10 protein-coding genes and 3 pseudogenes are annotated in these 14,285 nt (G+C 38.3%); 8 read left to right on the plus strand and 5 right to left on the minus strand.

Features of this window, described 5'->3' with window-relative positions:
• Positions 1-22: 22 nt before the first annotated feature.
• Positions 23-1,657, plus strand: coding sequence for a chaperonin GroEL (groL, locus tag MHH54_RS03095; protein WP_003213977.1), 1,635 nt, complete (start codon positions 23-25; stop codon positions 1,655-1,657).
• Between the two features lie 517 nt (positions 1,658-2,174).
• On the opposite strand, the gene MHH54_RS03100 is transcribed toward groL, so the two are convergent.
• Positions 2,175-2,687 (minus strand): DUF3231 family protein, encoded by a 513-nt coding sequence (locus MHH54_RS03100; protein ID WP_003214445.1) that lies wholly within the window; start codon positions 2,685-2,687, stop codon positions 2,175-2,177.
• A gap of 387 nt (positions 2,688-3,074) precedes the next feature.
• On the opposite strand from MHH54_RS03100, the pseudogene MHH54_RS03105 reads away from it, so the two are divergent.
• Positions 3,075-3,242, plus strand: a pseudogene (locus tag MHH54_RS03105) (FMN-binding negative transcriptional regulator); the annotation flags it as partial.
• A gap of 137 nt (positions 3,243-3,379) precedes the next feature.
• On the opposite strand, the gene MHH54_RS03110 reads toward MHH54_RS03105, so the two are convergent.
• Entirely contained in the window at positions 3,380-3,607 is a 228-nt protein-coding gene (locus tag MHH54_RS03110) for a hypothetical protein (RefSeq protein WP_003214202.1), read from the minus strand.
• 529 nt (positions 3,608-4,136) lie between these two features.
• Here MHH54_RS03110 and MHH54_RS03115 point away from each other — a divergent pair.
• From MHH54_RS03115 to MHH54_RS03140, 6 genes and pseudogenes are all read left to right on the plus strand, one after another.
• Positions 4,137-4,370, plus strand: coding sequence for a hypothetical protein (locus tag MHH54_RS03115; protein ID WP_342500660.1), 234 nt, complete (start codon positions 4,137-4,139; stop codon positions 4,368-4,370).
• A gap of 120 nt (positions 4,371-4,490) precedes the next feature.
• Positions 4,491-6,413 (plus strand): putative thiazole-containing bacteriocin maturation protein, encoded by a 1,923-nt coding sequence (locus MHH54_RS03120; protein WP_342500661.1) that lies wholly within the window; start codon positions 4,491-4,493, stop codon positions 6,411-6,413.
• Positions 6,410-8,353 carry a TOMM precursor leader peptide-binding protein gene (locus MHH54_RS03125; protein ID WP_095117755.1) on the plus strand — a complete coding sequence of 648 codons (1,944 nt, stop codon included), beginning with the start codon at positions 6,410-6,412 and terminating at the stop codon, positions 8,351-8,353. The genes MHH54_RS03120 and MHH54_RS03125 overlap by 4 nt, the downstream gene beginning before the upstream one ends.
• Before the next feature lie 22 nt (positions 8,354-8,375).
• Positions 8,376-9,941: a SagB family peptide dehydrogenase gene (locus tag MHH54_RS03130; RefSeq protein WP_003214318.1), complete on the plus strand. Its 1,566-nt coding sequence runs from the start codon at positions 8,376-8,378 to the stop codon at positions 9,939-9,941.
• Positions 9,942-10,290: 349 nt separating this feature from the next.
• Positions 10,291-11,639: pseudogene (locus tag MHH54_RS03135) on the plus strand (IS1182 family transposase).
• A 403-nt stretch (positions 11,640-12,042) separates the two neighbouring features.
• Positions 12,043-12,477 (plus strand): hypothetical protein, encoded by a 435-nt coding sequence (locus tag MHH54_RS03140; protein ID WP_342500662.1) that lies wholly within the window; start codon positions 12,043-12,045, stop codon positions 12,475-12,477.
• A 24-nt stretch (positions 12,478-12,501) separates the two neighbouring features.
• Here the strand turns inward: MHH54_RS03140 and MHH54_RS03145 are convergent.
• The 3 genes and pseudogenes from MHH54_RS03145 to MHH54_RS03155 form a co-directional block, all read right to left on the minus strand.
• Positions 12,502-12,839, minus strand: a pseudogene (locus MHH54_RS03145) (DUF4064 domain-containing protein).
• 136 nt (positions 12,840-12,975) lie between these two features.
• Entirely contained in the window at positions 12,976-13,443 is a 468-nt protein-coding gene (locus MHH54_RS03150; RefSeq protein ID WP_003214158.1) for a hypothetical protein, read from the minus strand.
• Between the two features lie 123 nt (positions 13,444-13,566).
• Positions 13,567-14,241 carry a hypothetical protein gene (locus tag MHH54_RS03155; RefSeq protein WP_339206736.1) on the minus strand — a complete coding sequence of 225 codons (675 nt, stop codon included), beginning with the start codon at positions 14,239-14,241 and terminating at the stop codon, positions 13,567-13,569.
• Between the last annotated feature and the right edge of the window lie 44 nt (positions 14,242-14,285).

Consider the following 14,285-nt stretch of genomic DNA (forward strand, 5'->3'; position numbering starts at 1 on the left):
AGACTGAGGAGGTTTCGTTATTATGGCAAAAGATATTAAGTTCAGTGAAGAAGCACGTCGCGCGATGCTACGTGGTGTAGATGCACTTGCAGATGCTGTAAAAGTAACTTTAGGACCTAAAGGACGTAACGTGGTTCTTGAGAAAAAATTCGGTTCTCCACTTATCACAAATGATGGTGTAACGATCGCAAAAGAAATCGAATTAGAAGATGCATTTGAAAACATGGGTGCAAAACTTGTGGCTGAAGTTGCAAGCAAAACAAACGACGTAGCTGGTGACGGTACAACGACTGCAACAGTTCTAGCTCAAGCGATGATCCGTGAAGGTCTTAAAAACGTAACAGCTGGTGCAAACCCTGTTGGCGTTCGTAAAGGGATCGAAGAAGCAGTGAAAGTAGCACTTGAAGGCTTGCACGAGATTTCTAAACCAATCGAAGGCAAAGAATCAATTGCTCAAGTTGCGTCTATTTCTGCAGCAGATGAAGAAGTTGGAAGCCTAATCGCTGAAGCAATGGAGCGTGTAGGTAACGACGGCGTGATCACAATCGAAGAATCTAAAGGATTCACAACTGAGCTTGAAGTGGTTGAAGGAATGCAGTTTGACCGCGGATATGCTTCACCATACATGGTGACGGATTCTGATAAGATGGAAGCGGTTCTTGAAAATCCTTACATCTTAATCACTGATAAAAAAATCACAAACATTCAAGAAATCCTTCCTGTACTTGAGCAAGTTGTACAACAAGGAAAACCATTATTGCTCATTGCTGAAGATGTAGAAGGCGAAGCACTTGCAACACTTGTTGTGAACAAACTTCGTGGAACATTCAACGCAGTGGCAGTAAAAGCACCTGGATTCGGTGATCGTCGTAAAGCAATGCTTGAAGATATCTCTGTTCTAACTGGCGGAGAGTTAATCACAGAAGATCTAGGACTTGACCTAAAATCAACTGAAATCGGTCAGCTTGGCCGCGCTTCTAAAGTCGTTGTGACAAAAGAAAACACAACCATCGTAGAAGGTTCAGGAGATTCTGCTCAAATCTCAGCACGTGTGAACCAAATCCGTGCACAAGTAGAAGAAACAACTTCTGAATTCGATAAAGAAAAATTACAAGAACGTCTTGCAAAACTAGCTGGTGGCGTCGCTGTCATCAAAGTTGGTGCTGCAACTGAAACAGAACTAAAAGAGCGTAAACTACGCATCGAGGATGCACTCAACTCAACTCGTGCAGCAGTTGAAGAAGGTATCGTATCCGGTGGTGGTACAGCACTTGTGAATGTATACAAAAAAGTCGCTTCAATCGAAGCTGATGGTGACGTTCAAACAGGTGTAAACATCGTTCTACGTTCTCTTGAAGAGCCAATCCGCCAAATCGCTCACAACGCAGGTCTTGAAGGATCAGTCATCGTTGAGCGCTTGAAAAACGAAGAAATTGGCGTAGGCTTCAACGCAGCAACAAACGAATGGGTAAACATGATCGAAAAAGGAATCGTTGACCCAACAAAAGTAACTCGCTCTGCACTTCAAAACGCAGCTTCTGTTGCAGCAATGCTTCTAACAACTGAAGCAGTCGTTGCTGACAAACCAGAAGAAGGCGGCTCAGGCGGCGGAATGCCGGATATGGGCGGCATGGGTGGTATGGGTGGAATGATGTAATTAAGGTAAAACCTTGATATATCAACGCCTGAAACGATAATATGCTTTTCTTGTCCACGGATTTACCGGAAACTTGTGGAAAAAGAGCTAACTAAAAGAGAAGGTCTTTCATCAGTTTGCTAACTGTTGGGAGGCCTTTTCTTTCATATTAACAAGTCATTTCAGCATAGATTAGATATTCATCGTAGTAGTCCACCATGTGCTGCAATTGCAAGGACTATAATAGAGAAAGGTTATTTTCGAGGTTTTAAAACACATGTAAGCTGCTATCAATGTTTAAAACAACCTACAGTAAAAGGAGCTTTTAAATCTGAGGAAAATATTTTAGGGAAATTATAGGAATTGATCTTGTAGGGCTAGATGATGTAGGCTCAGAGACAATTGATGGGAATGGCAAAATGTAGAGGTTATAGAGAGATTGAAGGAGAAATTTTCATTTTGTAGAAAGTTCAAGGCTTAGCAAGAAAAGAGTAAACCCTAAAATCGGCTTACTCTTTAATGTTTAATCATCTTATGATTAGCAATCTTCTGCTTTGCTATGATGAAGAGGTGGTGGAATTAACCATCCTTTTTCTTTATTAAGTCTAAGGACTTTTGCTCCAAATGCTGCCTTTTGAGTATGAAACTGTCCAAACATCATAGCAATGTCTTCTCGAATGGATTGCCCCATAATTGTGCTACACGATACTAATCCTGACGCAATGTTCGCCGAAAGACCAGCGGCTATTTCTGGATCTTGAAAACGTGCCCCTACTGGAATATCGTCTATACAAGCTTTAGGTCGTTCAGGAGGTGTTGGAGGTAAGCCAATTCCATTTTCTTTTAGTAAAGTTTCAATTTCTTTGATTTCTTGTTGCGCACCTTGAATAGCTTCTTCAATTAATTTTTGTAAGTCTTCGTCACCTGCATGGTTTAAGTGGGTTTGATAACCAGCAACTAAACTTTTAGCTACCATCAAGTAAGACCATGTACCAAACACTTCGCCATAGTGCATAGGTTCATCCGTTGGATTTCCACTTAAAATTCCCATTGTCATCCTCCCTAGTTGTAAAATATTCATTGAGCGACCTTCCTTTCTTTACGATTGGTCACCTTTTTATAGTTCCTAAATTAAACCATGATATTCATCATTTTAAATGATGGTGATCAAAGGTATAAATTCTAATTTCAACCTATGTGGACTTCTAACGAATAGTGGCTAATAAAACTGGAGATTATGTTATGAAAGAGGAAGGGAACTGCAGGTTTAGCAAATTATACATGATAAGAAAATTTGGAAACTCTGCGTATAGAATTTAAAGACCAACATGCTCAAAGACTTTCGGTTACCTAAACCACCTTTGTTCACGATGATTAGAGATTTTTATTTTTTGGATGGATACCACTAAGAAGGTACTCGCCTTCCTTATGGGGACGAGAACAAATGAAAGGCATTGTAGGCTTTAAGATCATCATTAATAAAGTTCAGACTGCTTTCAAATTAAGTCAAAATCGCCACGAAAGGGATTATGCCTGCATCATTGAAAAGCTGGAAGCAGAGGGTGAAGTGGAAATGGCTGAGGCGATGAAAAAGAGTTCCATGTAAGAAGCTTCTCGAAAGATCAGTTATTCTTATGAAGCGTTAAAAATGAATGAGAACGTTACTTATAAACAAAAACACTTTCTACTAGGAAAGTGTTTTTTAGTGGTGATAAATAAAAAAGCCCTCATCATTCAAGGGCTTTAATGAAACATTTGGTTTACTTTAACTGTGAATGTCACATCTTTACTATTCATGTAATCGTCAGTTGTGACATCTCCAAATTTCAGTTTTAATTCTTTGATGTTTTTAATGTTGATTTCTTTGCCTTCAGGAGCTAAGAATTGAATGACGCCATCTTGTTTAACGCCACCTTCAACTTCTCCACCAATATCACCGTCAGTCATAAACATATTCGTATCTAATTGCATGCTTCCAGCTACAGCTTTACCTTGATCTAGATGGAAGTTTAGAACTTTATCTGTCGTATTTTCTACGTTCTTTTATTTGTTTATAAAATAGGAAGAAAGATGAAACAATACATTTATCATAATGGCAAGACTCCGTTCGCTTTTATTAAATAATAGTGAAATGAAACATTCTACCTTATTATATGTTTCATGGTCAGAATGAGGTCAAAAAAGATTAATCCTTTTATTATTAATATATTATAAAAAACTAAGTTAATAAATTTGTGGTAAGTTTGATAATTAAAATTTATTAAGTAACTTAGTTCAAGCGTACTCCATATATTGTTATGGGGAATATGAGCGGATTTATCAGTGAAATATCTGTATTATGAGGGAATTCTATTTGTTCCGTTCAAATATTTCAGCCCATACAAAATGAATGAGGAGGTTTTTTTGTTGAATAGTTTCCAATGGGATCTCCAGGGATTAGGTGTCGGTGATTTAAATGTCAGCAGTGCTGTACCCTGGTATACTCAGTACCCATACGTAGTTGATCAAGCTCGTCAGTGCAGTGATCATCATCATTGCAGTCATCATTGTCATTACCATTGCAATCATCATTGCAGCCATCATTGCAGCCATCATTGCAGCCATCATTGTCATTACCACTGCAATCATCATTGTAGTCATCATTGCAGTGGCGGTGGTCATTGCAGCGGCGGTGGTGGCGGTCATTGCAGCGGCGGTCAATCTTAAAAGGCATCCCTATCTAATTATAAATTGATTGCCCTGCATTTATCATTGCAGGGCTTTTATATTATGTACAAACATAAAGGACAAAAGTGATCCATAATATTAAACGATGAAAGAAAGTTTAATGAAACTGGTGAAAAGGAGGAGTATCATGAAAAAAATAAATCCTTCAATGCGCTTAAAAGTAAATAGAGATACTTTTTTTCTCCCCGATTCAAATAAAGGTGTGTATTTCCGTAATAACTTAACGTCATTCCGAATGGAAGGCGAAACAATTCACCAATGGATTGAAAAATTAATTCCTGTTTTTGATGGAACCAATACACTTGAATATTTAACTAACAGTTTACCGGATGCTTACAAGAATCGAGTGTATGAAATAGCACAAGTTTTGTATAAAAATGGTTTTGTGCGTGATGTAAGCCACGACCTCACCCATCAGCTTTCTGACACAATTCTTAATAAATACGCTTCTGAAATAGAATTTTTAGACAATATCAGTGATTCAGGAGGTTATCGGTTCCAAACTTACCGTCAGGCGAAAGTATTAGTGATTGGTTCAGGTCCGCTTCTCCTCTCTCTCGTTATATCATTGATTAGATCGGGGCTTACTAACTTCAGCATAATCATTACTAACTTCCCTCAGACTGATCTGCGTCGGATTGAGGAAACTATATCAGAGGCCCGCAAATCAGAGCCAGATACTGAGATTAACTTCTTAAAGCCTGACAATAATTCATGGAGGTTAAGTTTGAAGCCATTTAATTCGATTTTATATGGATCACTGGATGATGATTTAGCCCAGCTTCGTTTGATTCAAGCTATTTGCAAGGAGGAAAAGAAGGATTTTCTTCCGATTACTATTTCACAAGGAGTAGCCTTTGCTGGCCCACTTGTTCATCCGGAATCAGAAGGATGCTGGGAGTCTGTGTATCGTAGGTTACACCAACGACCGTGTGAAGAGAATAATCTATCTAATTCCTTCTCACCAACAGCAGGGGCTCTATTAGCAAATGTAATGGTTTTTGAACTTTTCAAAAAAATCACTGGGGTAATGAACAAAAAAGAAAAACAATTTTACCTCCTTAATTTAGAAACTCTTGAGGGAAACTGGCACACATTCCTCCCCCACCCCCTTGTGACTGGTAGTGCTTATACTGAACATATTAAAGATCCCCTTCCATTAATAGAGAAAAATCAAATCAAACAACGGGACTTACATTCCTTGTTTAACGAGCTGACCTCAAAAGAATCTGGTGTTTTTCATCTTTGGGAGGAAGCAGACTTAATACAGCTCCCGTTATCACAATGCAAAGTTCAAGCAGTTGATCCTCTTTCGGAAGGTCCTGCCCAACTATCCCCCCAGTTTGTCTGTTCAGGGCTCACACATGAAGAAGCTCGTCGCGAGGCAGGACTGTATGGAATTGAATCTTATATTAGAGGTTTTGTGAACGACGATTCTATCTTGAATAAACATTTAAGACATTTTGAATCATGTGGTATAGGAACAGGTGAAACTGCTGCGGAGAGTTTATGCAGAGCTCTGCAAAATTGGTTGAGTGAGGAGTTTGTAAAACAGGTAGATATCCAAATGGTCCCTGCATTCATATTAGAATTGGGCTCAATAGAAGATAAACGTTGCCGATTTCTTCTGCGGACGCTGACAACATTGAGGGCTGACCCAGAAATTCATTTGGGCAATGACGTGTTTGGTTTCCCTGTAGTTTGGGTTGGTTCAAATGGTTATTGGTATGGAAGCTGTGGATTGGATTTGACAATGGCCATAAGCAGAGCATTACAAATTGCTATTATGGATGCACAAAATAAAGAAAGCTTCCGTACCCCTTATGGCATTGTGGTTTCCGCCGTTAATTTGCGGAAAAATTCATCGATGAGTTTTCCGGTTCCTTCTTTAGAAGAGCGACCACAAAAGGAAATATTTCTTTCATCTTTACAACTATTAAGGCAGAACAAAAAGCGAGTACACATCTTTGATCTCAATCTAGAGCCAATTTTTAAAGAGAGAACGGCTGGGATTTATGGGATTTCGGTAAGAGAGGAGGAACTTAAATGAGCTCTTCCATTACTATTATTGGAAAAGGAATTTTAGCTGATCTTGTAAGCGAACAATTGACTGTAAATTATCAAATCACACGTTGGTCACACTTAGAAGAAGTCGTTCCCAATCAAGAAGACTTGGCATTAGTACTACATGATTCCTGGCTTCCATATGAACATATTAAAGCGGATGAGATGTACCGATCCTGCGAAACCCCTTGGCTTCGAGGGTTTGCTTCATTTGGTGAGGCAGTCATTGGACCGCTTGTTCTTCCTAACAAACAGGCCTGTTCTCAATGTGCGGATATGCGCCGTTTTATGACCGGTCCTGATCGAAAAGAAATGTTCCAAATAAAAAAATATAAGATGAGTCAAACTGATTTCTCCAGAGACCCCTGGGCAACGACTCTTGGACTATTACAAACTTCTTATTTAATCCAGGAAGAAGTTCATAGGTTTCTAAAGGGTGAAGGGGCCAAAACATATGAAAAAATACTTCTTCTCAATTTGAATACATTAATGATGTCCAGTCATTTATTTTTGCCTGACCCGTCTTGCCCTGTTTGTGGTAATTTACCCAATGATACTGCTACTAACGCACGAATCACGCTTAAATCATGCCCGAAGAAAAATATTGAAAGTTATCGTTGTCGTCCAATAGAGGATCTTGAGAAGGTTCTAGCGAAAGATTATTTAGATTTCAGGACTGGTTTTTTGAATTGCAAAAGGTATGACCTCATTTCCCCTTTTGCTGACACCATTGTAAACCTTCCTTTACTGTCAGGTAATGAGTTAACCGCTGGACGTACCCATTCCTATGTAGCAAGTGAGACGGCAGCCATTTTAGAAGGATTGGAGAGATACTGTGGCTTCGCACCACGAGGAAAAAGAACCATTGTTCATGAGCCATATTATAAGTTAAAAAAACAGGCTCTTAACCCTTATACCATCGGACTCCATTCACAGAAACAATATGCTACACCTGGGTTTCCTTTTAGACCATTTGATCCCAACCTTCCAATTAATTGGGTTTGGGGCTATTCTTTAACACAAAATCGGCCGATTTTAGTTCCAGAGACCCTTGCCTATTACGGCTTGGGAGGTAGCGAAGACTTTGTTTATGAAAATTCTAATGGCTGTGCGCTAGGCGGAAGTTTAGAAGAGGCGATTCTTTATGGCATTTTTGAAATCGTAGAGCGAGATTCGTTTCTTATGACCTGGTACGGCAAGCTTCCCATTCCCCGTCTTGATCCTTATTCTACAAATAGCCGAGAGTTAAAGTTGATGATACAGCGTATACAAACAGTAGCTGGATTTGACGTTCATTTATTTAACTCTACTACTGAGAATCGCATTCCAAGTATTTGGGCTATTGCCAAAAATACGAAACATAAGGGCTTGAATCTTTTATGTGCAGCTGGAGCCCACATTGACTCTCTAAAAGCTGCGAAAGGAGCAGTTCATGAGCTGTCAGGCATGCTTCTAACAATGGACGATAAAATTGAAAAGAATAGGGAGAAATATTTGCAGATGTATAATAATCCATATCTCGTTTTTCATATGGAGGACCATTCCATGCTGTACGGTTTAACCGAAGCCGAGGAACGCTTATCATTCCTACTCGATAATCAGCGTCCTTTGCAAAGCTTTGAACAGGAGTTTAGTCCAATTTGTAAACATGCTGATTTATTGGATGATTTAAAAGATATACTAGACGTTTTTAAGCAATTGAAGCTTGATGTAATTGTTGTTGATCAAACTACTCCTGAACTAAAACGAAATTCTTTATATTGTGTAAAAGTACTGATACCTGGGATGCTACCCATGACATTTGGGTACCACCTTACCCGTCTTACAGGGCTAGATAGGCTAATGAACGTACCAGTGGAACTTGGATATTCGAAAAAGCCGTTAAAGTTCAGTCAGCTAAACCAATATCCACACCCGTTTCCATAAGCGATTTCAAGGGGGAAAAGAAATGAATCTAGACGATTTTTTGCACAATCTTCATTATGAAAATGATAAAATAATGCCGCAGGACTGGGTGGTGAATTGGGAAGATGCCCCGCTTCCATATAAACTTTATCGGGGTTTACCAACGTTTCAATTACCTTCCGATATTCCACTTAATCTTAAACAAAAGAAGAGTTCTTCAAAACCAACTCTTCAAGAAATTGGACATTTTCTTTGGTATACTTTTGGGTTGACACAATTTAGCCAAACCCTACATTTTACTGAACAAACGGAAGTACCGCCAACGTTTCGACGCTTTATTCCTTCCGGCGGTGCCTTGTATCCGAATGAACTATATATTTATTTAAAAATAGAGGATATACCTCAAGGAATATATCACTATGACGTAGCACACCATCGTTTAGTATTCCTGAGGGAAGGAAATTTCGATACCTACTTATGGCGGGCTCTAGGCAATCGTTGTGATATTTCCTCTTCTTTTGGTACTGTTTTCATTTCAACGATTTTTTGGAAAAATTTTTTCAAATATCATAACTTTTCTTATCGGTTGCAAGGGCTTGACACCGGATTTGTTATCGGTCAGCTTCTAGAAGTAGGAAAACGATTCGGTTTCGAAACAGGAGTTTATTACCAATTCATTGATCGAGCCATCAATCACCTTTTAGGAATCTCGGAGCTGAATGAAAGTGTTTATGCTGTTATTCCTCTTTCAATCGATCCATTGATGAACTGGTTTAATAATAATGATGTAGAAGAGCCCTCCTCTGCTACTCAATTATGCACCGAACTAATATCACTTGAACAACGTCATTGCATACGTTCTCAGAAAAATAAAGAATATCCTTTGCTTATTAAGATGAACGAAGCTTGCATGATTGACTCATTTCCATCTCTTCAGCAAATTGAAAAAGAAACGAATGAAGGGTCAAGTAGCTCGCTTATTTTTCTACCCCGTGTAAATAAGTTGTCCTATGATTTCTCTTCCGCCTGTCGAAATAGATATTCACCCGGAATGGATTTTATGCTGGAGCAAATAAACCAGAATAAATTGTCAATTCTTTTCTCGGAAATAGTCACAACATTTTCTTATCGAAATGATTTAGATGAATCATTTCAGAAACCTCCTTTCCGCATTTCACTATATAGTTGCTTTTATAACGTTGAAGGTATAACTAATGGGGCTTTTTGCTATGACAGTTCTATTCATGCTCTAAAAACAATTCAATACGGAGATTTCCGCAGTCGCTTACAATATGGACTGTTTACTGAATTGGTGAATATGTCTCAAATTCCACTTTCCTTCAATGTGGTTGGTCGTAAGGATCATTACCAAAGTGCATATGGATGTAGGGGATACCGAATTCAACAGATGGAAGCAGGAATCCTATCCCAACACTTGCTTTTGGCAGCTTCGGCATTAAATATGGGTGGGCATCCACTTCTAGGATTTGATGTAACTTCATATGATGACCTATATAAAATGAATGAAAAAGGTAAAACAAGCTTGCTCCAAATTCCTATCGGTTGCTTCCGGCCTCATCCTAGATTACAGGGGAGCTTGCATAATTAAGAACAAATCTTCCTTCATTCGCATAACTGAATTAGGGGTTTTCCTTACTACTTGAGGGATACTTTTGTAACTGACTGTATTAAAAAATATTATCAAGATTTTAATATCTTTTTATAAGGATAATTAAAATAGAATGCTAAACAAAAATATATAGTTTATAGTCAAAAAATTATAGCTATATCCTTATCTTCGCATTTTTAAAACTTAAGTAGATACTCAAAAAAAGAAAACAGAATTAATTCTCTGCAGGCTGTCGAGAAAATCTCGACAGCTTTATTTTTTTCCTTAAAGTTTCCATCTCTTCATTTTATAATAGAGAAAAGCCCACTAAAGGAAGGTGTTTTTTCTCATGTTCCACACTAGAAATTCTTCTCAGCACGAAGCCGAATTTGTATTACTAGATCAACTGGTCGAAGAGGATCACCTGCTTCGTAAAATTGATCAATACATTGATTTTTCATTTATCATAGACAAAGTCAAACCATATTATAGTGAGAATAAAGGTCGTCCTTCTCTTGATCCACTTATTTTGTTCAAAATGATGTTTATTGGATACCTGTACGGTATCCGTTCTGAAAGACAACTTGAAAAAGAAATTTACTATAACATGGCGTATAGATGGTTTCTAGGTTTGAACATCAATGATCCCGTTCCTCATCACTCCACCATTAGTTGGAATCGTCGTACTCGGTTTAAAGATACAACGATTTTTCAAGATATTTTCGATGAAATTGTGCTCCAAGCCATCAATCATGACATGGTAGGAGGCCGCGTTCTTTTTACTGATTCAACTCATCTTAAAGCCAATGCCAATAAACATAAATATACGAGAAAAACGATTGAACAAGATACCCAGAACTATATAAATGAATTAGAAGAAGCGGTCCAAGAAGATCGGGTGGCACACGGAAAAAAGCCCTTATAGGTAAAAGAGGAGGTGAAAACGAAAAAAGACATTCGCCAAAGTACGACTGATCCTGAAAGTGGCTATCTTTATCGTGAAAACAAACCGGAAGGCTTTTTCTAGACCACCGTACAACGGATATGAAGTACAATATCATCACGGATGCACATGTCACACCCGGCAATGTCCATGATTCCGTTCCGTACCTTGATCGATTGGATCACCAAATCGCCCGATTTGGTTTTCAAGTAGAAGCGGTTGCCCTTGATTCTGGTTATTTGACAACGCCAATCTGTAAAGCTTTATCCGATCGCCGTATTTTTGGTGTCATCGCACATAGACGCTTTCATCCAACAAGAGGATTATTTGAGAAGTGGAAATTCCAGTATGATTCTGAATATGATCATTACATATGTCCAAATGGTGAGAAGCTATTATATACGACAACTGATCGAAAAGGTTATAGGTACTACAAATCAGACCCTAAAAAATGCATCTCGTGTCCTTTCCTTGAAAGCTGTACAAGATCGAAAAATCATCAAAAAGTGATCTCAAGACATGTATGGGAGGAACACAAAGAAAAGATTAGACAAAATCGTCTGTCTGTCTCTGGAAAAAAGCTATATAAAAAGAGAAAAGAAAAAATAGAGCGAAGCTTTGCAGATTCAAAACAACTGCACGGGCTTCGCTATTGCCGGTTGAGAGGAAAACAGAATGTGAGTGAGCAAGTTCTTCTCACAGCTGCGTGCCAGAACATGAAGAAGATTGCCCTACACCTAGCGAAGCTAGGCTAGGTGTGTGGGAGGCCTTTTTCATTCAATTCCATCCATCATCATTACGTTGAAAATAAAAAAGATTGTAGAAAAACATGAGTTTCTCTACAATCTGAACAGAATTAATTCTCTGTTTTCTTTTTTGACTCTTTACTGATTACCTATTCTTATATCCAAATATTCCCTGACTAGTTAACACTGTATTTTCATCAGTGTCATTTTTTATTAATCTTACAACAAATGAAACCTCCGATAAATCAACAAAAAATGATAATAATAGAAAATAATTGTTTTGAGAGCTGAATAGTCTCTTTTTTTTATGAACCAGTTAGCTTAAAATTACATAAAATCCACTTCTGATGACTTAAAACAAGATTGAATTTCCTTATAATAGAATTACTATAAGAGATTGGGAGTGATTGGGATGGATGGTTCATCAATCAAGACGGTAAATAGAGAAGATCAACATGAATTCTTGTTTCTGAATATATCTTCAAATACAATTGGTGCTCTTTCGAAGGAATCTGCTGAGAAGATTTTAAAGATAAAGGACACCAATGAAATTCATCAACTGATGTATGTACCTATTGAAAATCTTGGTGACCTCAAGTGGCTTATTCAATCTTTGCATAAAGCCATCATGGAAGAAAAAGATGTTCGTGTCGTTCTTGAATTGGTTGACCTACTTTATTTTTTTGTTGTTCCATTTTATAAAGAAAAGTTGATGAGCCATGAGGGTCTGTTACAGCTGATGAACGATATGTTATTTATCCTAGATCTTTGGATAGATCAAGAGATAATAGAGCTAGTTGATGCCATTCAATTTGAATTAAAAAGAGTAGAGAAAAAAGGCTTGTAGAGCGATCTCTACAAGCTTCCCTCGTTATTCTGATGCAGCTGTGTTATTGACCACAGGGTCTTTTCTAAACACGCCCATACAGCCTGCGATAATGATTAATACAGCTGGAAGGATAAAGAACATAGAAATAGAAATGATTCCACCAACAGCAGATACTAATAATAAAATTCCACCAAGCTTTGCTTTTTTCTTTACGATGACAGATGCGACAATGGCAAGAATAGAGAAAAGCATTGCTGCCCAGCCTAATCCTGTAATTTCACTGGTGTCTGAATCGCTAAATGCCGCATCGATTCCCCCGAAAGCAAGAGCGAACATTGCGCTGAAAAATCCAAAAATACAAATTCCGTCGTTCTTTTCATAATACTTTCCTTCGATATGTAAATAATAATTATCGGTACTAAAGAACTAGCACAATCTTACTAATCGGCATTTCTTTCATAATGTTAATAGTTTTGTTAAAAAACAAGAAAATCCATAAAGGATTATCTCGTCCAGTTATTGGGCTCTTTCCCATGTGATTTTTGTTTCATTTGTCTTTTTCTTTCCCTTTGCCAGCACTTTGCCGTTTTCTTGTTTTACGGTGATGTTTAGGTCGTAAAAGGAATAAAGGGCGCCGAGGCTGTCATTTTCCGGTTTGTGCAAGTTGTTTTCTTTTTCAGTTGATGCCCCAATGGCCAGTGTCTTGGCAAAGTTTAAACCGATGACTTCAGCGTAATCACTATTGGTATCAGAAGAAGCTGTTACGTTTAAAGAAATGATTTTTTTCTTTTGATCAACGGTGATGTCCGTGTCTTTTATAAGTTTAGACTGCTCCATGACTTCTTTCGTTTCTTTTTGAATGCGTTCATTGATCGTTGGAAGTGCCTTCGTTTCTGTTTTTTGTTCGTTTGTCGTATTTGAGCAAGCTGCTAGCATGAAGAGACTTGCAACTAGGCTCATGAAAACAAGTAGACTTTTTTTCACGTTCGTTCTCCTTTTTTCTTCGAAGTATGTATGTTTATGTTACCACGAATCCTTGTTTTGATTAAAAGAGAAGTGTTGATAAGCTGTGAACAATAAAAAGCACCCAAAAAGGGCGCTTTTTTCTTATTGTGCGGAAAGGCTTGTACTTAATGGAACAGAAGAAATGACGGTGAATTTAGGAGCTGCAGCACCTGATTCTAAATTTTTACGTAAAAGCGATGATTTGATGGACCCATCCCATTTTTTATAGACGCTTCCTGATGTATCTGCACGAAGCTGTACATTCGAGAAGCTTGCTTGTGTGTAGCTGTTTGCCCCATTATCCTGAACACCGTGTACCATTTTGACGACATCGAGGTTTTTCAGACGGCTAGGTTTGTAAACAGGCTGTTTATAGCGCAATTTCCCATTGACGTATAGTGAGACTGTGCCATCACCATTGTTGATGAGCTTTAAATTGACACGTGCACCATCCTTAATGCTCTTATCATATTCGCTGTTCCAATATTGACTGCCACCTTGTGAGCCGCTGCCTAGAAAGACTTTATAGCCAGAAGACGTTTTTGAAATACCGCTCTCTATAACGGCAGAGCCGAGACCGAGGTACCAGTCCGCATAGCCATTTTTAATCGTCGCTGTTTTCGGAAGCACAATATCAGCGGAGATGCCTGACCATTTGGCCTCATCCGTTTGTGTCACAATCGCACCGTGACGAGGACTAGCTGCTGAGGCAGGTAGACTTGAAAGCATCAAAACCAACGCTAAACTCACACTCAAAACGATGAACCACTTTTTCATAAAAATTCCTCCTTATATTTGATTCATTTTAATTATATAAAATG

Source organism: Bacillus sp. FSL K6-4563 (assembly GCF_038630405.1).
Classification (GTDB): Bacteria; Bacillota; Bacilli; order Bacillales; family Bacillaceae; genus Bacillus; species Bacillus pumilus.

What these genes read in the sequence shown, in the direction of transcription:
- groL (WP_003213977.1), top strand. Translation starts at nt 23, where the DNA reads ATGGCAAAAGATATTAAGTTCAGTGAAGAAGCACGTCGCGCGATGCTA.
- MHH54_RS03100 (WP_003214445.1), bottom strand. Translation starts at nt 2,687, where the DNA reads ATGGGAATTTTAAGTGGAAATCCAACGGATGAACCTATGCACTATGGC.
- MHH54_RS03110 (WP_003214202.1), bottom strand. Translation starts at nt 3,607, where the DNA reads ATGCAATTAGATACGAATATGTTTATGACTGACGGTGATATTGGTGGA.
- MHH54_RS03120 (WP_342500661.1), top strand. Translation starts at nt 4,491, where the DNA reads ATGAAAAAAATAAATCCTTCAATGCGCTTAAAAGTAAATAGAGATACT.
- MHH54_RS03125 (WP_095117755.1), top strand. Translation starts at nt 6,410, where the DNA reads ATGAGCTCTTCCATTACTATTATTGGAAAAGGAATTTTAGCTGATCTT.
- MHH54_RS03130 (WP_003214318.1), top strand. Translation starts at nt 8,376, where the DNA reads ATGAATCTAGACGATTTTTTGCACAATCTTCATTATGAAAATGATAAA.
- MHH54_RS03140 (WP_342500662.1), top strand. Translation starts at nt 12,043, where the DNA reads ATGGATGGTTCATCAATCAAGACGGTAAATAGAGAAGATCAACATGAA.
- MHH54_RS03155 (WP_339206736.1), bottom strand. Translation starts at nt 14,241, where the DNA reads ATGAAAAAGTGGTTCATCGTTTTGAGTGTGAGTTTAGCGTTGGTTTTG.